Source organism: Roseateles sp. FW301-B2, assembly GCF_058788955.1.
Window position 1 is genome coordinate 1 of the sequence record NZ_JBYTBE010000048.1, and the last position, 15,240, is coordinate 15,240.

Sequence of the window (15,240 nt, forward strand, 5' to 3'; positions counted from 1 at the left end):
GCGCAGGCGGGCGTTGCAGCCCTGGCCCGGACGCGAGTCCGGGCGGCGGCCTGCGTCTACTCCCGCGCCCTGGGATCCCCCGGCGCGGGCGCAATCCATTACTTCACAGCCTCTGAGCGCGCCAGCTCGGCCCGCATCGCGGCTATCACGGCCTTGTAATCGGGCTTGCCGAAGATGGCCGAGCCGGCCACGAAGGTGTCGGCGCCGGCATCGGCGATGCTCCGGATGTTGTCCACCTTGACGCCGCCGTCGATCTCCAGGCGGATGTCGCGGCCGCTCTTCTCGATGATGCGGCGCGCCTGCTCGAGCTTCTTCAGCGCCGAGGGGATGAAGCTCTGGCCGCCAAAGCCCGGGTTCACGCTCATGATGAGGATCAGGTCGACCTTGTCGATCACCCATTCCAGCACGTCCAGCGGCTCGGCCGGGTTGAACACCAGGCCGGCCTGCGCGCCCTCGGCCTTGATCAGCTGCAGGGTGCGGTCCACATGGGTGGAGGCATCGGGATGGAAGCTCACCAGATCGGCACCGGCCTTGGCAAAGGCCACCGCCAGGCTGTCCACCGGCTGCACCATCAGGTGCACGTCGATGGGCGCCGGCGTGCCGTCGGGCTTCACCGCATGCTTGCGCAGCGCCTCGCACACCATCGGCCCGAAGGTCAGGTTGGGCACGTAATGGTTGTCCATCACGTCGAAGTGGATCCAGTCGGCGCCGTCGGCCAGCACCTGGCGCACCTCCTCGCCCAGGCGGGCAAAGTCGGCGGAGAGGATGCTGGGGGCGATGCGGTAGGTGGTGCTCATGATGGCGAGGCGCTCGGAGTTGATGCGGACCGATTTTAGGTGGGCACCCTGAAGGCGCGCCGCGCCTCAAGCACGCGGCCATGCGTCACGCAGGCCGGATGATGGTCGTTCACCAGGCCCATGGCCTGCATCAGCGCATACATGGTGGTGGGCCCGACGAACTTCCAGCCACGCTTCTTGAGGTCCTTGGAGAGCGCGCGCGAGCGCTCGGACTCGGCCCGCCAGCCCGGCTGCGCCGCCTCCTCGTAGCGCCAGAAGAAGGCCGCCAGGCTGCCGCATTCGGCGCGCAGCTCGATGGCGCGCGCGGCGTTGTGGATGGCCGCCTCGATCTTGCCGCGATGCCGCACGATGCCGGCGTCCTGCAGCAGGCGCTCGACATCTGCCGCGCCGAATGCCGCCACGCGCTCGAAGTCGAAGCCCGCGAAGGCGGCGCGAAAGGCCTCGCGCTTGGCCAGGATGGTGCGCCAGGACAGGCCCGACTGGAAGCCCTCCAGGCACAGCTTCTCGTACAGCCGCACGTCGTTGTCCACCGGGAAGCCCCACTCACCGTCGTGGTAATGCAGATAGGCGGGAAAGCCGGGCGCCTCGCACCAGCGGCAGCGCGCGCCGCCGTCGGGGGCGATGTAAAGAGAGGTTTCATCGGTGCTCATGGCCGTGCATTCTGCCTAGGGTCCCTAGAATGACCCGCATGGCACATCCCGAATTCCGTTGCAGCGTGCAAGTGCAGCCCCTGGCCGAGCAGACCGATGCCGCCCAGGATCTCCATGCCTACAGCTACACCGTGACGATAGAGAACAGCGGCGACATCGCCGCCCAGCTGGTGGCCAGGCATTGGCAGATCACCGACGCGCGCGGCGAGGTGCAGGAGGTGCATGGCCTGGCGGTGGTGGGCCACCAGCCGCTGCTGCAGCCGGGCGAGCGCTTCCAGTACAGCTCCTGGGCCCAGATCACCACCAAGCAGGGCAGCATGAAGGGCCGCTACCTCTGCGTCACCGAGGCGGCCGAGGTGTTCTACGCCGAGGTGCCCGAATTCGCGCTGGCCGACAGCGCCAGCCTGCACTGATGGCCCACAAGGCATCTGCCGCCTGGGACCTCACCGCGCTGCTCAACGCAGCCGACCCCAAGGCCGCGCTGGTGCAGCGCAATCTCTGGTTGGTGCGCCTGCTCGAATGGCTGCGCCACGCCCCCGCCAGGAACGAGGAGCCCGCCGGCGAGGACCGCGGCACGCCGCTGCCGCTGCGCCGCCTCAAGCATCTGCTGAACGTGCTGGAGCGCCACCCCGAACATGCGCGCAGCTTTGCCGCGGTGATCAGCGGGGTCTGGGCCGAGGCGGATGCGCTGGGCCTGTTTGCCGAGGTGGGCTTCGCCCCGCGCATGGACCTGTGGGGCGAGTTCTTCACGCGCCTGCGCGAGCGCCTGCTGCCCGACACCGCCGACACGCGCGACCTGGGCGAACTGTTCGCCCTGCTGTTCCCGGCCGAGTCCGACGAGCAATGGCTGCTGGCCATCGACGAAGAGCTGCTGGAGCGCGTGGCACGGCTGTTCAAGCCCGAGCAGGCCGCCCGCGACTGGCGCGAGGCCCTCGTCAGCGCCCTCACCGTGATGGTGAGCGCGGTGCGCGCCGCCGGTCTGGCCGGGCCGATGCGCCGCCGCATGGATCAGGCGCTGCTGAGCGACCAGCCCTTCGAGCAGCTGGCTGCGGCCGGCGACGCGGTGGTGGCGGCGCTGCGCGCGCAGGACCACGCGGCGCTCGCGACGGCGCTGCAGTTCTTCCGCGCCCTGCTGGCGCGCTGCAACCAGGCCGCGGCCACCGTGCCCGAGCACCTGGAGGAGCATGGCGTCTCGGTGGACCTGATGTTCGAGGTGGAGCAGCTGCTGGCGCGCAGCCAGCGCATCGAGGACCTGCTGGACTGCCTGGTGAGCGAACGGCCGCAGCGCGAGCTGCTGCGCCTGGTGGCGGGCCTGGTGCGCGTGGTGCACGAGCGCCGCAGCATCCACACCCTGTTCTCGCGCCATTACTCGCTGCTGGCGCGCAAGGTGGCCGAGCGCAGCGCCGCGACCGGCGAGCACTACATCACCCGCGACCGCAGCGAGTACCGCGACATGCTGAGGCGCGCCGCCGGCGGCGGCCTGGTGATCGTGGGCACCACCTTCGCCAAGTTCGCGGTGATGGCGCTGGGCCTCACCGCCTTCTGGGCCGGCTTCTGGGCCGGCGCCAATTACGCGCTGAGTTTCGTCATCATCCATCTGCTGCACTGGACCGTGGCCACCAAGCAGCCGGCCATGACGGCGCCGGCGATGGCGCACAAGCTGCAGCACATCGCCACGCCCGAGGGCCTGGAGAGCTTTGTCGACGAGGTGGCGAATCTGTTCCGCTCCCAGGTGGCCGGCATCCTCGGCAATCTGCTGATGGTGGCGCCGCTGGTGCTGGGCGTGCAACTGCTCAGCCGGGCGCTCTTCGGCGGCACGCCGGTGGGCGAGCACGATGCCCATTACGTGCTGCATTCGCTCAACGTGCTGGGCCCCTCCTGGCTGTTCGCCGCCTTCACCGGCGTGCTGCTGTTCGCCAGCAGCCTGATTGCCGGCTGGGTGGAGAACTGGTTCGTGTTCCACCGCCTGGACAGCGCCATCGCCTGGAATCCGCGCATCATCGCGCGCCTGGGCCAGGCGCGTGCGCAGCGCTGGGCGGCCTGGTGGCGCGCCAATATCTCGGGGCTGGCGGCGAATGTCTCGCTGGGCATGATGCTGGGCCTGGTGCCGGCCCTGCTGGCCTTCTTCGGCCTGCCCATCGAGGTGCGCCACATCACCCTTTCCACCGGCCAGCTGGCCGCCGCGGTCGGCAATCTGGGCCTTGGCGTGATGGCGAGCAGCCCCTTCTGGCTGTGCGTGATCGGCGTGCTGGGCACCGGCGCCCTGAACCTGGGCGTGAGCTTCTATCTCGCCTTCAAGGTGGCGCTGCGCTCGCGCGGCATCAAGCTGGACGACCAGCGCCGCGTGCTGGGGGCGATCTGGCAACGCCTGCGCAGCGCCCCGCGCAGCTTCTTCCTGCCGCCCCGGCCTTGAGCTCTGCTCAGGCCTGGTCGTCGCCGCCCTTACCTTCTTCCGGGAGACGGCGCTCGCCACCCTTGCGGCCCGAGAACATGGTCCACCAGACAATGAACACCAGCAGGGCCAAGGCGCCCAAGGCTTCCAGCAAGATCACGCCCATGTCGGTTCGAACCCTTTTGTTCTGCTCTTCCAGCACCCGCGCGAACTGCGCGGCGGCGCTGATTCTAGGCGCGCTGCTGGCCTTGAGCGGCTGCGGTGCCCCGCCGCTGGTGCGCGAGCCCGCTCCCGGCCCCGCGCTCCAGGAGCCCGCGCCCGCCAGCGTGCCGGCGGCGAGCGCGCCGCGTGAACGCGCGGTGCTGCAGCGCGAGCGCGCGCGCTGGGTGGCGCATGACTGGTCCGAGCTGCCCGGCTGGGGCGAGGACCGCGCCGCCGAGCTCTGGCCCGCCCTGCTGCAGTCCTGCGCAAGACCTGCCCCCGGCTGGTCCACCTTGTGCGCGCGCGCCGCCCTGCAGGCGCCGGCCGACGACATGGAGGCCCAGCTGTTCCTGATGAAGCACCTGCAGCCCTACCGGGTGGAGAGCCTGGAGGGCGAGGCGCTGGGCCTGATCACCGGCTATTACGAGCCCATGCTGGAGGCGCGGCGGGCGCCGCAGGGCAGCTTCCGCACCCCTCTGCACGGCCCGCCGCCGGACCTCGCGCAGCGCCGCCCCTACTACACGCGCCAGCAGATCGAGAGCGATGGCGAGCTGCGCGCGCGCCTGAAGCGGCATGAGCTGGCCTATGTGGAAGACCCGCTGGACGCGCTGGTGCTGCAGATCCAGGGCTCGGGCCGCTTGCGCCTGCCCGATGGCAGATGGCTGCGGCTGGCCTTTGCCGGCCACAACGACCAGCCCTACCAGTCGATCGGCCGCAGCCTGATCGAGCGCGGCGAGCTGCGCGCCGGCGAGGCCTCCTGGCCGGCCATCAAGGACTGGGCGCGCCGCAACCCGCAGCGCCTCGGCGAGCTGCTGTGGAGCAACCCGCGCTATGTGTTCTTCCGCGAGGAGGCCCTGCCCGACCCAACCCTGGGCCCGCGCGGCGCCCAGGGCGTGCCGCTCACGCCGGGCCGCTCGATCGCGGTGGACCGCGCCAGCATTCCCTATGGCACGCCAGTCTGGCTGGACACCAGCGAGCCGCTCTCCAACCAGCCGCTGCGCCGCCTGGTGATGGCGCAGGACACCGGCAGCGCCATCACCGGCGCGGTGCGGGCCGACTATTTCTGGGGCTGGGGCAGCGAGGCCGAGGCACAGGCCGGCCGCATGAAGCAGCCGCTGCGCATGTGGGTGCTGTGGCCGCGCAGCTGATCGAACTCAATCGACGCTCAATCAATGATCTGCACGCCCTTCCAGAACGCATAGCGGCCCTTGATGGCGGCCGCGGACTCGCTGGGCTCGGGGTAGAACCAGACCGCATCGGGGTTCAGCTCGCCGTTCACGAACAGGCTCAGGTACTGGGCCTGGCCCTTGTCGCTGCTGCTGCGGTGGTTGCTGAAGCTGGTGTATTCGCGCTTGAGGCTGTCGGCGGGGAAGTAGTGGTTGCCTTCCAGCACCACGGTATCCTCGCTCTCCGCCAGCACCACGCCGTTCCAGATCGCCTTGGTCATCTCGTCACCCTCGAAAAGTATTTGCTTGCTAAAACGCTACCACACCCACCTCGGCCGCGACATCTTCGTCACCTCCGGCAGCGCCCGCGAGCTGGCGCCCGGCAGCTTCGGCATCTGCGCGATCGGCGGCGGCGCCGAGGGCTGGTCGGTGGTGCATGTGGGGCCAGAGGGCGATGTGGCCGACCTGGGCGGCGAGTACTACTTCGCCACCCCGGAGGAGGCGCTCGAGTTCACCCAGGAGCTGATCGCGCTGATGCAGGCCGGCACTTAGCAATTTCTTAAGATCGCGCGAAGCAAGATTTACGAGCGCGCGCGGCGCCACGCTCCTATCGTTGAGCCCAGGCCTATGCCTCGGCCTCAACCAAATTTAGGGAGCACATCATCTTGAGCCTGAACTGACCACGGCCGGTCTTCTCGATCGCCATATACGGGCAGCGTTCGTCGAGCCGGCGCTGCAACAGAATCAAACGCGCCTCGAGGTTGTCGGCCACCTCGGGTAGGCCCAGATCCCCGGCCATGCGCAGCTCGCGGTTGCTGAATTCGTCGCGCCCGCTCTCGCGGTGCTGGCGCAGCAGCTTCCACAGGATCGCCCCCGGCACGCCCTTGATCAGGTAGTCGCCGTCGATGAAGATGCTGTGATTCAACGCGTAATGCCGCAACTCCAGCGTCGGCCCTGCCGCCGCGGGCGCGGGCAGGGCCGCGGCACGCGCCGCCGGCGCATGGTCCTCCTCCTGATGCAGCCGGTGGATCGCCAGCCCCAGCAGCGCGGCCAGCGTCAGCAGCGCGTCCTCGTCGTCGTAGCTGAAGCGCAGATCCTCCGGGCTTTCCACGCACAGCACGCCCAGCAGCCGCCCGGCGGCGAGGATGGGCACGGCCAGCTGGCTGTGCGGTTCGGGCAGGCCAGGGAAGGGGATCTCGGCCTGCAGGGTCAGGTCTTGCGCCAGCGCCGCGGCGCGGCCGGCGCGCCCGTAACAGTACTCCATCGTCATGTGGCTGATGCGGATGGCGCAGCGGTACTGCGCGGCCACGCCGATCACGCCATTGCCGTACGCGATCTCCGAGCCCACGCCGGTGGCTGGGTAGCCGCGGCTGCCCACCGTATATAGGCAGCGCGCACCCTCGTCGGCCATCAGCAGCAGCGCGTGCTGGATGCCGAACTCGCTCACCAGCGCGGCCAGCGCCTGGTCGAACAGCGTGCACAGCTCGCCGCACTCGGCCAGGCGCGCGCCGCTGTTGCGCAGCGCGTTGAGCAGATTGCGCGCCGGCGCCGGGCGCTCCAGCTCGGGCCCGGGCACGCGCTCCACCAGCAGCACGCGGTAGACGTCCGCCCCCTGCAGCTTGAACACGCCGCTCATGCCGGTGTGCGAGGCGATGCCCGCCAGCTTGGCCTTCAGGCTCTGGAACAGCGCCCCCTCGGTCTCGGTGCGCAGATAGAGCAGCTCGAGCCGGTAGGTGGCGGCGGTGACCGGATCGATCACCAGCACGGTGACCTGCGGATTGGCGAGGACGTTCTCGCGCGTCTTGTTGAAGAACTGGAAGGACAGCGCCACATGGCGCGCGTCCAGGTACTGCATCTGCGAGACATAGGTGGCGTTGGGCACGCCATCGGCCGAGCAGGTGGCGACGGTGGCCGGGATCACGCCCTCCAGGCAGCTGCGGATGGCATCGAGCGAGACGCGCGTCATCGCCGCCTCAGGCCTTCAGCCGCGTGCCGGCCGCCGGGCCGGGGGTCTGCGCAAACGCGCCCTGCGGCGTGAAGCGGATCGCCAGCAGCTCGTCCGGGTTGCGCCAGAACAGCGTGTCGACATAGCCGGGCCCCCAGCCCATTGGGCCGAGATCCTCGGCAAACAGGTCCAGGCTGCGCCGTGCCGCGGCCACGTCCTGGGGCGTGGCCGGCTGGGTGCGGGCATCGCTGCCCTTGAGCTGCACCGTCTCGTGGTTGCTGGGCCGGCTGAAGCACACCGCCACCTGCTGGTTGTGCTCGATGTCGCGGCACACCGCCGCGGCGCCGGCGCCGAACAGCAGCACGGTGACGCCGCGCCGATCGGCATCGACGCGGCAGGCCACCGCCTTGGCGATGGAGGGCACCAGGCGCGCCCCCCGCGCCGCCACGGTGATGGACAGGCCGGACTGGATGAACTCGGCCACGGCGGCGCTGATCAGTGGGGGCTCGCTCATGGGGCCGGATGTTAAGCGCAAGCGCACCGACGCCCGCTTGCCTTGCGCGCCGCGGGCCGGCTATCCTGGCCGCCGGCCGCCAACCCAACGAGGCACACCATGGCTCAGATGATCGAATTCCAGCGCCCCGACGGTGCCACCAGCCAGGGCTATCTGGCCGAGGCCGCCGCCGCCGCCCCCGCGCTGATCCTGATCCAGGAATGGTGGGGCTTGAACGACCATATCCGCAGCCTGGCCGAGCGCTTTGCCGCCGCCGGCTTCACCACCCTGGCGCCCGATCTCTACCGCGGCCGCCTAGCCAGCAGTGCCGACGAGGCCAGCCACCTGATGACCGGCCTGGACTTCGCCGACGCCACCCACCAGGACTTGCGCGGCGCCTGCCAGCGCCTGGCCGCCGGCGGCCGCAAGGTCGGGGTGCTGGGCTTCTGCATGGGCGGCGCGCTGACGGTGGCCGCCGCCGTCCATGTGCCAGGTCTTGCCGCCGCGGTCTGTTTCTACGGCATTCCACCGGCCGGACTGGCCGACCCGGCGCAGATCAAGATCCCCTTCCAGGGCCATTTCGCCAGCCGCGACGACTGGTGCACCCCGGCCGCCGCCGCGGCGCTGGAGAAGAGCATGCGTGCGGCCGGCGCCCAGCCCGAGCTCTACCACTACCAGGCCGATCACGCCTTCTTCAACAGCGCGCGGCCCGAGGTGTTCGACGCCGCCTGCGCCCAGTTGGCCTGGGAGCGCAGCCTGGACTTTCTGCGCCGGCACTTGCACCCCTGACTTGCTGGGCGAGGCAATCCCTGCCCCTACCCTTGGGGGGCTGACGTTGCCGGGCAAAGCTGGTCTCATGAACCAGCGCCGACCAGATGCGCGCCTGAAAGGGGTCACCATGAGCTTTGCCTCGACACGTCTTGTAGCGCGCGGGTTCGCCCTGCTTGGCAGCCTCGCGCTAAGCCTGGCAGCCCATGCCGCCCTGCTCAGCCCGGTGCAGGTGCAGTTGCTGGCGCCCGGCGGCACCGCCCAGGGCGATCCACCCATCAATGCCAGCCAGAGTGCTGCCGTGGCCACCGGCATCTCCATCGGCAGCGGCGCTATTGGCAACTGGATGCTGGACGACGAGTTCATCCAGTTCGACGGCAATTCCATCAGGTTGAGGCTGGAGGCCGGCGATGACAGCAACGGCATCTTCCGCACCGGCTACCTGGGCGATGGCATCGAACATGCGCGTTATGTGTTCAGCGGCCTGAACATTACCGGCTTCACCATCGTGGGCGTGCTCGCCTCCGCCTTTGACGGTTTCGCCGACAGCGGCAGCACCGGCCTGGCCGGCCCGGACACGGCGCAGCACTATGCGCACTGGCTCGACGCCCATAGCGTCAGCTTCGATCTCGACGAACTGCTGTTCGTCGGCGCCCATACCTTCAACGGCAGTTACCGCTATATGGACGTGCGGCTGGACCTGCAGACTCGCCCGGATACCAGCAACCCGGTGCCCGAGCCCGGCAGCCTCGCCCTGACCCTGCTGGCCATGGGCCTGCTGTGGCGCGGCCGCAGCACGGCCAGGCCTTGAGCCCCGCAGCGGGAGCAGCCATGTCAGCGGCAGCCATCGACACCCTGGAGCGCTTCAGCCCCCTGGTGGGCGATGATCGCTTCGAACTGCAGTTGGACGACGGCTCCGCCTGCAGTGCCGCGTTGGTCGAGGCCAAGGCCTTGCCGGCGCCGGTGTTCCAGGGCCGCCAGCCCTTCAGCCTGCTGTTCGAGGGGCCGCCGCAGCCGCTGCTGCCGCAGCGCATCTATCGCATCAGCCATCCGCAACTCGACGCGATGCACATCTTCCTGGTACCCGTGGGCCGCACCCAGAGCGCCACGCAGTACGAGGCCGTCTTCAACTAGGAGTACCCGCCATGTCCGAACCCTTCCTCGGCGAAATCCGCATGTTGGGCTTTGGCTTCGCACCCAAGGGCTGGGCCCAGTGCAACGGCCAGCTGCTGCCGATCAACCAGAACCAGGCGCTGTTTGCCTTGCTGGGCACCATGTATGGCGGCAACGGCCAGACAAATTTTGCGCTGCCTGACCTGCGCGGACGCAGCCCCATGCATGTCGGGCCGCAGAGCACGCAGGGGCAGCGCGCCGGCGCCGAGGCGGTGACGCTCACGATGAACCAGCTGCCCGCCCACCAGCATGGGCTGAACGGCACCGGCGATCTGGCCAACGCCAATGCACCCGGCCTGGCCCTGCCCGCCGCCAAGGGCCGCGGCGGCAGCAACCGCTATGCCGCGGCCGGCAGCAGCGACGCGCTGATGCATACCGATTCGATCAGCCGCAGCGGCGGCAGCCAGCCGCACAACAACCTGCAGCCCTATGCGGTGCTGGTCTTCAGCATTGCGCTGCAAGGCATCTTTCCCTCGCAAAACTAGGAGCGCGTCATGGGCCAACCCTATGTCGGAGAGATCCGCATGTTCGCGGGCAATTTCGCGCCCAACGGCTGGGCGTTCTGCAACGGCAGCCTGCTGCCGATCAGCGAGAACGAGGTGCTCTTCCAGCTGATCGGCACCACCTATGGCGGTGACGGCCAGCAGACCTTTGCGCTGCCCGACATGCGCGGGCGCGTGCCGATGCACCAGGGAACCGGACCGAGCCTAGGCAGCACGCGCCAGTTGGGCGAGTTGGGCGGCAGCGAGACAGTCACGCTGACGAGCGCGCAAATGCCCATGCATACGCATGCCCTGCGGGCGGCCACGAGTCTGGCCAGCCTCGGCAGCCCGGCCGGCACGGTGCTGGCCAAGACCGGCGCCAACAGCTATGACACGGCGGTGCCGACGGTGCCGATGGCGGCCGGTGCCATTCCGGCGGCCGGCGGATCGCAGCCACACAGCAATATGGCGCCCTACTGCGCGGTGAACTACATCATCTCGCTGTTCGGCATCTTCCCTTCGCAGAGCTAGAGGCCCGCCATGTCTGATCCCTTCGTCGCAGAAATCCGCATGTTCGGTTTCAACTTCGCGCCCAAGGGTTGGGCGGCCTGCAACGGCCAGTTGCTGCCGATCAGCCAGAACACCGCCTTGTTTTCGCTGCTGGGCACCTATTACGGCGGCGATGGCAAGGTGACCTTTGGCCTGCCCAACCTCCAAGACAGCTTTGCCCTGGGCGTCGGCCAGGGGCCCGGGCTGAGTTTGTATGACATTGGCGAGCGCGGAGGCTCCGGCACCGTCTCGCTGCTCAGCTCGGAGATGCCCGCGCACAGCCATGCCTTGATGGCAGGGGCTTCGGCGCAGACCGACAGCCCTGCCGGCGCCGCCCTGGCGCCACCGGCCGCCGCGGCCTTGGCTTACCGCATACCGGGCAACCAGGTCGCGATGGCGGGCGACAGCAACGGCGCGGCGGGCGGCAGCCAACCGCACGAGAACAGGTCGCCCTACCTGGCCGTGAACTTCTGCATCGCCATGCAGGGAATCTACCCGCCGCGCAGCTGAGGCCCCATGTCGATTCAGCTGCGCCCCGCCACCGAGCAGGACCAAGCCCTGCTGCAGCGCATCTATGCCAGCACCCGCCTGGCCGAGCTGGCGCTGACCAACTGGGACGAGGCGCAGTGCCGCGAGTTCACCGGCATGCAGTTCGAGGCGCAGCGGCGCTACTACGCCGAACAGTATCCGCGCGCGCTCTGCCAGATCATCGAGCTCGATCGCCAGCCCGTCGGCCGGCTCTGGGTCGATCGCCGCCCGCATACCCTGCATGTGCTGGACATCAGCCTGCTGGAGGCCGCGCGCGGCCGCGGCGTGGGCGGCCATTGCCTGCGCGCGCTGATCGCCGAAGCCGAGGCACAGGGCCTGCAGGTCAGCATTTATGTGGAATTGCAGAACCCGGCGCGTCGGCTCTACGAACGCCTGGGCTTCCGGGCCGATGGCGCGCCACATGGCGTGCATCAGCACATGATCCGCCACAGCCCGGTCGCCCTTTCTTCCCACCCGCAGGAAAGTCAGCCATGTTGATCACCATGAACAAGCGCAGCTTCATGCTCGGCACTGCAGCCACCCTGGCGGCGCCCGCGGCCATGGCGGCGGCCAGTTGCAGACCCGCCCTCGACGGGCGTTCCCGCCGCCTGGATTGGCAGGCCTATCTCGGTGAGCACTTTGAACTTGACGATGGCCAGGGGGTCCGGGCCAGCGTGCGCCTGGCCCGCATCAGCGCAGCCCCGGCCCGGCGCGGCTGCGAGCAGTTCTCGCTGGTGTTCGAGACGCCGCAGGGCGAGCGGGCGGTACCCACCGGGCTCTACCGGCTTGAGCATGCCGATGGCCATGCCACCGCGCTTTACATGAGCGAGGCGCTGCGCGCCGATTTCAACTTGCTGCACAGCGCACGCGCCTGAGCGCCGCGCCCGCGCTGCGGCAGGGGGCGATGCCACAATCGGCGCTCCCTGTTGAAGCAGCGAGTGCAGCATGCTGAAAATCGCGCGGGCGGCCGCTTGGGCCGCGCTCCCTCTGGCCCTTGGCCTGGCCCATGCCCACGCTCATGCCGACAGCGCCACCGACACCAAGCTGAGCCGCATCCTGCAGGACATCTCGGCCCCGCGCATCGAGGCCCGCATCCGCAGCCTGGTGGACTTCCAGACCCGCCACACGCTCTCCGAAACCGCCTCCGACACGCGCGGCATCGGTGCGGCGCGGCGCTGGATACAGCGCGAGCTGCAGGCCTGCAGCCAGGCCACCGGCGGCCGCCTGCAGGTCGAGATGGACAGCTTCATCGAGCCCGTGGGCGCGCGCGTGGCCCGCCCCACCGAGCTGGTGAACGTGGTGGCCACCCTGCCCGGCAGCTCGCCCGCCGCGCGCGATCGCCTGCTGGTGGTAAGCGGCCACTACGACTCACGCAACAGCGATGTGATGGACGCCGAGGGCGCGGCGCCGGGCGCCAACGACGACGCCTCGGGCGTGGCCGCGGTGATGGAGATGGCCTGCGCGATGGCCAGGCACAGCTTCGATGCCACCCTGGTCTTCATGGCCGTGCCGGGCGAGGAGCAGGGTCTGCTGGGCGCCACCCATTGGGCCAAGCGGGCGCGCGCCAAGGGCTTGCGCGTCGAGGCCATGATCACCAACGACATCATCGGCAGCTCCACCGGCGACGCCGGCCAGCGCGACCAGCGGCAGGTGCGGCTGTTTGCCGATGGCTTCGACCCGCTGCTGCGCCTGCTGGTGCAGGCGCGCAGCAACAGCCCCGCCAGCGAGGCCGAGGTGCGTGCCAACGAGGCCTGGCGCGAGCCCCTCACCCAGCTGGCCCTGGCCGGCGGCGCCGAGGACCTGCCCACCCAGCAGCTGGGCCGGCATCTGAAGGCCGCGGGCGAGCGTTATCTACCCGGCTTCAAGGTCAACCTGATCCAGCGCCGCGACCGCTATCTGCGCGGCGGCGATCACCTGCCCTTCCTGGAGCGCGGCTATGCCGCGGTGCGCTTCTCCGAACCCTTCGAGGACTTCCGCCACCAGCACCAGAACCCGCGCACCGAGGGCGGCGTGGTCTATGGCGATCTGCCCGAGTTCGTCGATTTCGAGTATGTGGCCAATGTGGCGCGCATCGATGCCGTGGGCCTGGCCACGCTGGCGCTGGCGCCAGCGGCCCCGCAGAACGTGCGCCTCGAAGCCACCGAGCTGACCAACGACAGCACGCTCAGCTGGGCCGCCGGCACCGAGCCCGAGCTGGCCGGCTACCGCATCGTCTGGCGCAGCACCGATTCGGCCACCTGGCAGCAGTCCAAGGATGTCGGCCTGGTCACCAGCCATCGTCTGCCTGGCGTCTCCAAGGACAACGTCATCTTCGGCGTGCAGGCGCTTTCCAAGGCCGGCCAGGCCAGCCTGGCGAGCTACCCGCTGCCGCTCAGGCGCTAGCGCCCGCGCTGTTCGAGGCCCAGGCGGCGAGCAGCAGCCGCGCCCCCGCCACATTGGTGGCGCAGGGCACGTCGTGCACATCGCAGGCGCGCACCAGGGCGTTGATATCGGGCTCGTGCGGTTGCGGCGTCATCGGGTCGCGCAGAAAGATCACGCCGTCCACCTCGCCCACCGCGAGGCGGGCGCCGATCTGCAGGTCGCCGCCAAGCGGCCCCGAGAGCAGACATTCGACCTCCAGCCCGAGCTCACGGCGCAGGCGGCCGCCGGTGGTGCCGGTGGCCATCAGCCGGCAGCGCCGCAAGAACGGCACGAAACCGGCCGCCAGCGCCACCATCGCGTCTTTCTTGCCGTCATGGGCGATCAGGGCAATTCGCATCTGTGCATCTTAGGGCGTGGCAGTTACATTGCTGATTCAACTGCGCCGGCCGTACGCGCGTCTCAATGCCACTCTCCGTCGGAGTACCCGCATCATGACTGCCATGACCCTCAAGACCCTCGTCGCCCTCTGTCTGGGCGGCGCCAGCCTTTGCTCCAGCGCCCAGTCCGACGCGACCAAGCTGCCCGCCAACAAGGCCTGGGCCGAGCTCAGCCCGGCCCAGCAGGCCCAGTTCCGCAATGCCTACACCGGCCTGCCCGATGGCGACGAGCCGCCCTATCCGCGCGAAGGCATGCAGGCGCTCACGGACCCGGTCCGCTTCGCCGCCAACCAGCTGCGCGTCGAAGGCTCGCTGACCCTGCATCTGGAGATCAATGCCGAGGGCGAGGTGCGCCGCGTGGCGGTGTACAAATCGCCCGATGCCGAGCTGAGCAAGGCCGCCGCCAGCATCGCGGTGCAGACCGCCTTCAAGCCCGCACGCTGTGCCGGCAAGCCCTGCGCCATGGCCTTCCCCTGGCGCGTCGAGCTGCCGAAGCTGTAAGGCCAGCGGGCGCTTGCGACGGGCTAGCATCGGGCCATGCTCGCCCTGGCCCTGCTATTCCTCGCCGTTCTCGTCATCAACGTCCTGCCGGCCTTTGCGCCGCCCACCTGGATGGTGCTGGCCTTCTACGGCTTCAACTTCCCGCCGGCACAGCTCTGGCAGGCCTGGCAGATCGGCCTGGTGGCGGCGCTGGCGGCCACCGCGGGCCGCTGGCTGCTGGCGCGCTTCGCCCAGCGCGTCACGCACAGCCGCTGGATCAATGCCGCGATGCGCGACAACCTGGATGCGGTGGCCGAGGCGCTGGAGCGGCGCCGCACCGCCAGCGCGCTGGCCTTCCTGATGTTCGCGCTCAGCCCGCTGCCCTCCAACCTGCTGTTCCTGGCCTATGGCATGACGCGCGCGCCGCTGGCCTGGCTGGCCCTGCCGTTCTTCTGCGGCCGCTTCGTCAGCTACAGCCTGGCGCTGGCCGGCGGCGCCTACGCGGCGAGCCAGCTACCGCATGAATTGAGCGGCTGGACGGGCGCCTATTTCCTGCTCACCCAGCTGCTGCTGCTGGCCCTGGTCTATGCCTTTGCCAAGCTCGACTGGCGCCGGGTGCTGCGCAGCCAGTGGCTGCGCTGGCTGAGGTGAACCTGCCGGCGCTGGCTCAGGACTTCTTCTTGATGCGCTCGTGCGTGGCTGCCGGCAAGGCCGCCACCGCGGCGACCACCGCCGCCGGCAGCACCAGCGGCACCACCTTCTTGGGTTTCTTCATTTCCTTGTTGCCGCGTTGACCCTTGGACATATCGAACTCCTGC

23 protein-coding genes are annotated in these 15,240 nt (G+C 69.5%); 15 read left to right on the plus strand and 8 right to left on the minus strand.

Translation table 11 applies throughout. The features are described 5' to 3' along the window. Positions 1-98: 98 nt before the first annotated feature. Together rpe and AC3WQY_RS22680 are read right to left on the minus strand one after the other, a co-directional pair. Positions 99-797 (minus strand): ribulose-phosphate 3-epimerase, encoded by a 699-nt coding sequence (gene rpe, locus AC3WQY_RS22675; protein WP_492710801.1) that lies wholly within the window; start codon positions 795-797, stop codon positions 99-101. Positions 798-832: 35 nt separating this feature from the next. Next, positions 833-1,447: a DNA-3-methyladenine glycosylase I gene (locus tag AC3WQY_RS22680; protein ID WP_285235046.1), complete on the minus strand. Its 615-nt coding sequence runs from the start codon at positions 1,445-1,447 to the stop codon at positions 833-835. Positions 1,448-1,485: 38 nt separating this feature from the next. Here AC3WQY_RS22680 and apaG point away from each other — a divergent pair, with 38 nt between their 5' ends. Together apaG and AC3WQY_RS22690 are read left to right on the plus strand one after the other, a co-directional pair. Next, positions 1,486-1,860, plus strand: a complete 375-nt coding sequence (apaG, locus tag AC3WQY_RS22685; RefSeq protein ID WP_492710804.1) for a Co2+/Mg2+ efflux protein ApaG — start codon at positions 1,486-1,488, stop codon at positions 1,858-1,860. Further along, a complete protein-coding gene (locus AC3WQY_RS22690) occupies positions 1,860-3,860 on the plus strand; it encodes a site-specific recombinase (RefSeq protein WP_492710805.1) in 2,001 nt (666 codons plus the stop codon). The genes apaG and AC3WQY_RS22690 overlap by 1 nt, the downstream gene beginning before the upstream one ends. 7 nt (positions 3,861-3,867) lie before the next feature. Here the strand turns inward: AC3WQY_RS22690 and AC3WQY_RS22695 are convergent, their stop codons facing one another. Then, positions 3,868-4,005 (minus strand): hypothetical protein, encoded by a 138-nt coding sequence (locus tag AC3WQY_RS22695; protein WP_492710807.1) that lies wholly within the window; start codon positions 4,003-4,005, stop codon positions 3,868-3,870. Between AC3WQY_RS22695 and mltA the strand changes: the two genes are divergently transcribed. Next, complete coding sequence (mltA, locus tag AC3WQY_RS22700) at positions 4,004-5,188, plus strand: murein transglycosylase A (protein WP_492710808.1); 1,185 nt, start codon at positions 4,004-4,006, stop codon at positions 5,186-5,188. The genes AC3WQY_RS22695 and mltA overlap by 2 nt on opposite strands. Before the next feature lie 17 nt (positions 5,189-5,205). On the opposite strand, the gene AC3WQY_RS22705 is transcribed toward mltA, so the two are convergent. Continuing rightward, complete coding sequence (locus AC3WQY_RS22705; protein ID WP_285235041.1) at positions 5,206-5,487, minus strand: DUF427 domain-containing protein; 282 nt, start codon at positions 5,485-5,487, stop codon at positions 5,206-5,208. A gap of 25 nt (positions 5,488-5,512) precedes the next feature. On the opposite strand from AC3WQY_RS22705, the gene AC3WQY_RS22710 reads away from it, so the two are divergent. Further along, positions 5,513-5,758, plus strand: a complete 246-nt coding sequence (locus tag AC3WQY_RS22710) for a hypothetical protein (RefSeq protein WP_285235040.1) — start codon at positions 5,513-5,515, stop codon at positions 5,756-5,758. 73 nt (positions 5,759-5,831) lie between these two features. On the opposite strand, the gene AC3WQY_RS22715 is transcribed toward AC3WQY_RS22710, so the two are convergent. Together AC3WQY_RS22715 and AC3WQY_RS22720 are read right to left on the minus strand one after the other, a co-directional pair. Beyond that, positions 5,832-7,172, minus strand: a complete 1,341-nt coding sequence (locus AC3WQY_RS22715; protein ID WP_492710809.1) for a GAF domain-containing protein — start codon at positions 7,170-7,172, stop codon at positions 5,832-5,834. A gap of 7 nt (positions 7,173-7,179) precedes the next feature. After that, positions 7,180-7,665 (minus strand): hypothetical protein, encoded by a 486-nt coding sequence (locus tag AC3WQY_RS22720; protein ID WP_492710811.1) that lies wholly within the window; start codon positions 7,663-7,665, stop codon positions 7,180-7,182. 99 nt (positions 7,666-7,764) lie between these two features. Between AC3WQY_RS22720 and AC3WQY_RS22725 the strand changes: the two genes are divergently transcribed. The 9 genes from AC3WQY_RS22725 (at position 7,765) to AC3WQY_RS22765 (ending at position 13,526) form a co-directional block, all read left to right on the plus strand. After that, positions 7,765-8,433, plus strand: coding sequence for a dienelactone hydrolase family protein (locus AC3WQY_RS22725; RefSeq protein ID WP_492710812.1), 669 nt, complete (start codon positions 7,765-7,767; stop codon positions 8,431-8,433). 67 nt (positions 8,434-8,500) lie between these two features. Then, on the plus strand, positions 8,501-9,223 hold the full coding sequence (locus AC3WQY_RS22730; protein ID WP_492710813.1) for a PEP-CTERM sorting domain-containing protein: 723 nt from the start codon (positions 8,501-8,503) through the stop codon (positions 9,221-9,223). A gap of 20 nt (positions 9,224-9,243) precedes the next feature. Then, on the plus strand, positions 9,244-9,546 hold the full coding sequence (locus AC3WQY_RS22735; RefSeq protein WP_492710814.1) for a DUF6916 family protein: 303 nt from the start codon (positions 9,244-9,246) through the stop codon (positions 9,544-9,546). Positions 9,547-9,557: 11 nt separating this feature from the next. Further along, entirely contained in the window at positions 9,558-10,070 is a 513-nt protein-coding gene (locus AC3WQY_RS22740) for a phage tail protein (protein WP_492710816.1), read from the plus strand. Between the two features lie 9 nt (positions 10,071-10,079). Next, complete coding sequence (locus AC3WQY_RS22745) at positions 10,080-10,598, plus strand: phage tail protein (RefSeq protein ID WP_492710818.1); 519 nt, start codon at positions 10,080-10,082, stop codon at positions 10,596-10,598. 9 nt (positions 10,599-10,607) lie between these two features. Then, positions 10,608-11,126 carry a phage tail protein gene (locus AC3WQY_RS22750; RefSeq protein ID WP_285235032.1) on the plus strand — a complete coding sequence of 173 codons (519 nt, stop codon included), beginning with the start codon at positions 10,608-10,610 and terminating at the stop codon, positions 11,124-11,126. Positions 11,127-11,132: 6 nt separating this feature from the next. Beyond that, the gene (locus AC3WQY_RS22755; RefSeq protein WP_492710820.1) at positions 11,133-11,642 is read left to right on the plus strand and encodes a GNAT family N-acetyltransferase; all 510 of its coding nucleotides are present in this window, start codon (positions 11,133-11,135) and stop codon (positions 11,640-11,642) included. Continuing rightward, the gene (locus AC3WQY_RS22760; protein WP_492710822.1) at positions 11,636-12,019 is read left to right on the plus strand and encodes a DUF6916 family protein; all 384 of its coding nucleotides are present in this window, start codon (positions 11,636-11,638) and stop codon (positions 12,017-12,019) included. Before AC3WQY_RS22755 ends, AC3WQY_RS22760 begins: the two co-directional genes overlap by 7 nt. A gap of 70 nt (positions 12,020-12,089) precedes the next feature. Continuing rightward, entirely contained in the window at positions 12,090-13,526 is a 1,437-nt protein-coding gene (locus tag AC3WQY_RS22765) for a M28 family metallopeptidase (protein WP_492710823.1), read from the plus strand. Here the strand turns inward: AC3WQY_RS22765 and AC3WQY_RS22770 are convergent. Beyond that, complete coding sequence (locus tag AC3WQY_RS22770; protein WP_492710824.1) at positions 13,516-13,902, minus strand: methylglyoxal synthase; 387 nt, start codon at positions 13,900-13,902, stop codon at positions 13,516-13,518. The genes AC3WQY_RS22765 and AC3WQY_RS22770 overlap by 11 nt on opposite strands. Before the next feature lie 94 nt (positions 13,903-13,996). Between AC3WQY_RS22770 and AC3WQY_RS22775 the strand changes: the two genes are divergently transcribed. Beyond that, positions 13,997-14,443 carry an energy transducer TonB gene (locus AC3WQY_RS22775; RefSeq protein ID WP_492710826.1) on the plus strand — a complete coding sequence of 149 codons (447 nt, stop codon included), beginning with the start codon at positions 13,997-13,999 and terminating at the stop codon, positions 14,441-14,443. A 36-nt stretch (positions 14,444-14,479) separates the two neighbouring features. Further along, complete coding sequence (locus AC3WQY_RS22780; RefSeq protein ID WP_492710827.1) at positions 14,480-15,073, plus strand: hypothetical protein; 594 nt, start codon at positions 14,480-14,482, stop codon at positions 15,071-15,073. Positions 15,074-15,089: 16 nt separating this feature from the next. Here AC3WQY_RS22780 and AC3WQY_RS22785 read toward each other — a convergent pair whose 3' ends face one another. Then, complete coding sequence (locus AC3WQY_RS22785) at positions 15,090-15,227, minus strand: hypothetical protein (protein WP_285235025.1); 138 nt, start codon at positions 15,225-15,227, stop codon at positions 15,090-15,092. Between the last annotated feature and the right edge of the window lie 13 nt (positions 15,228-15,240).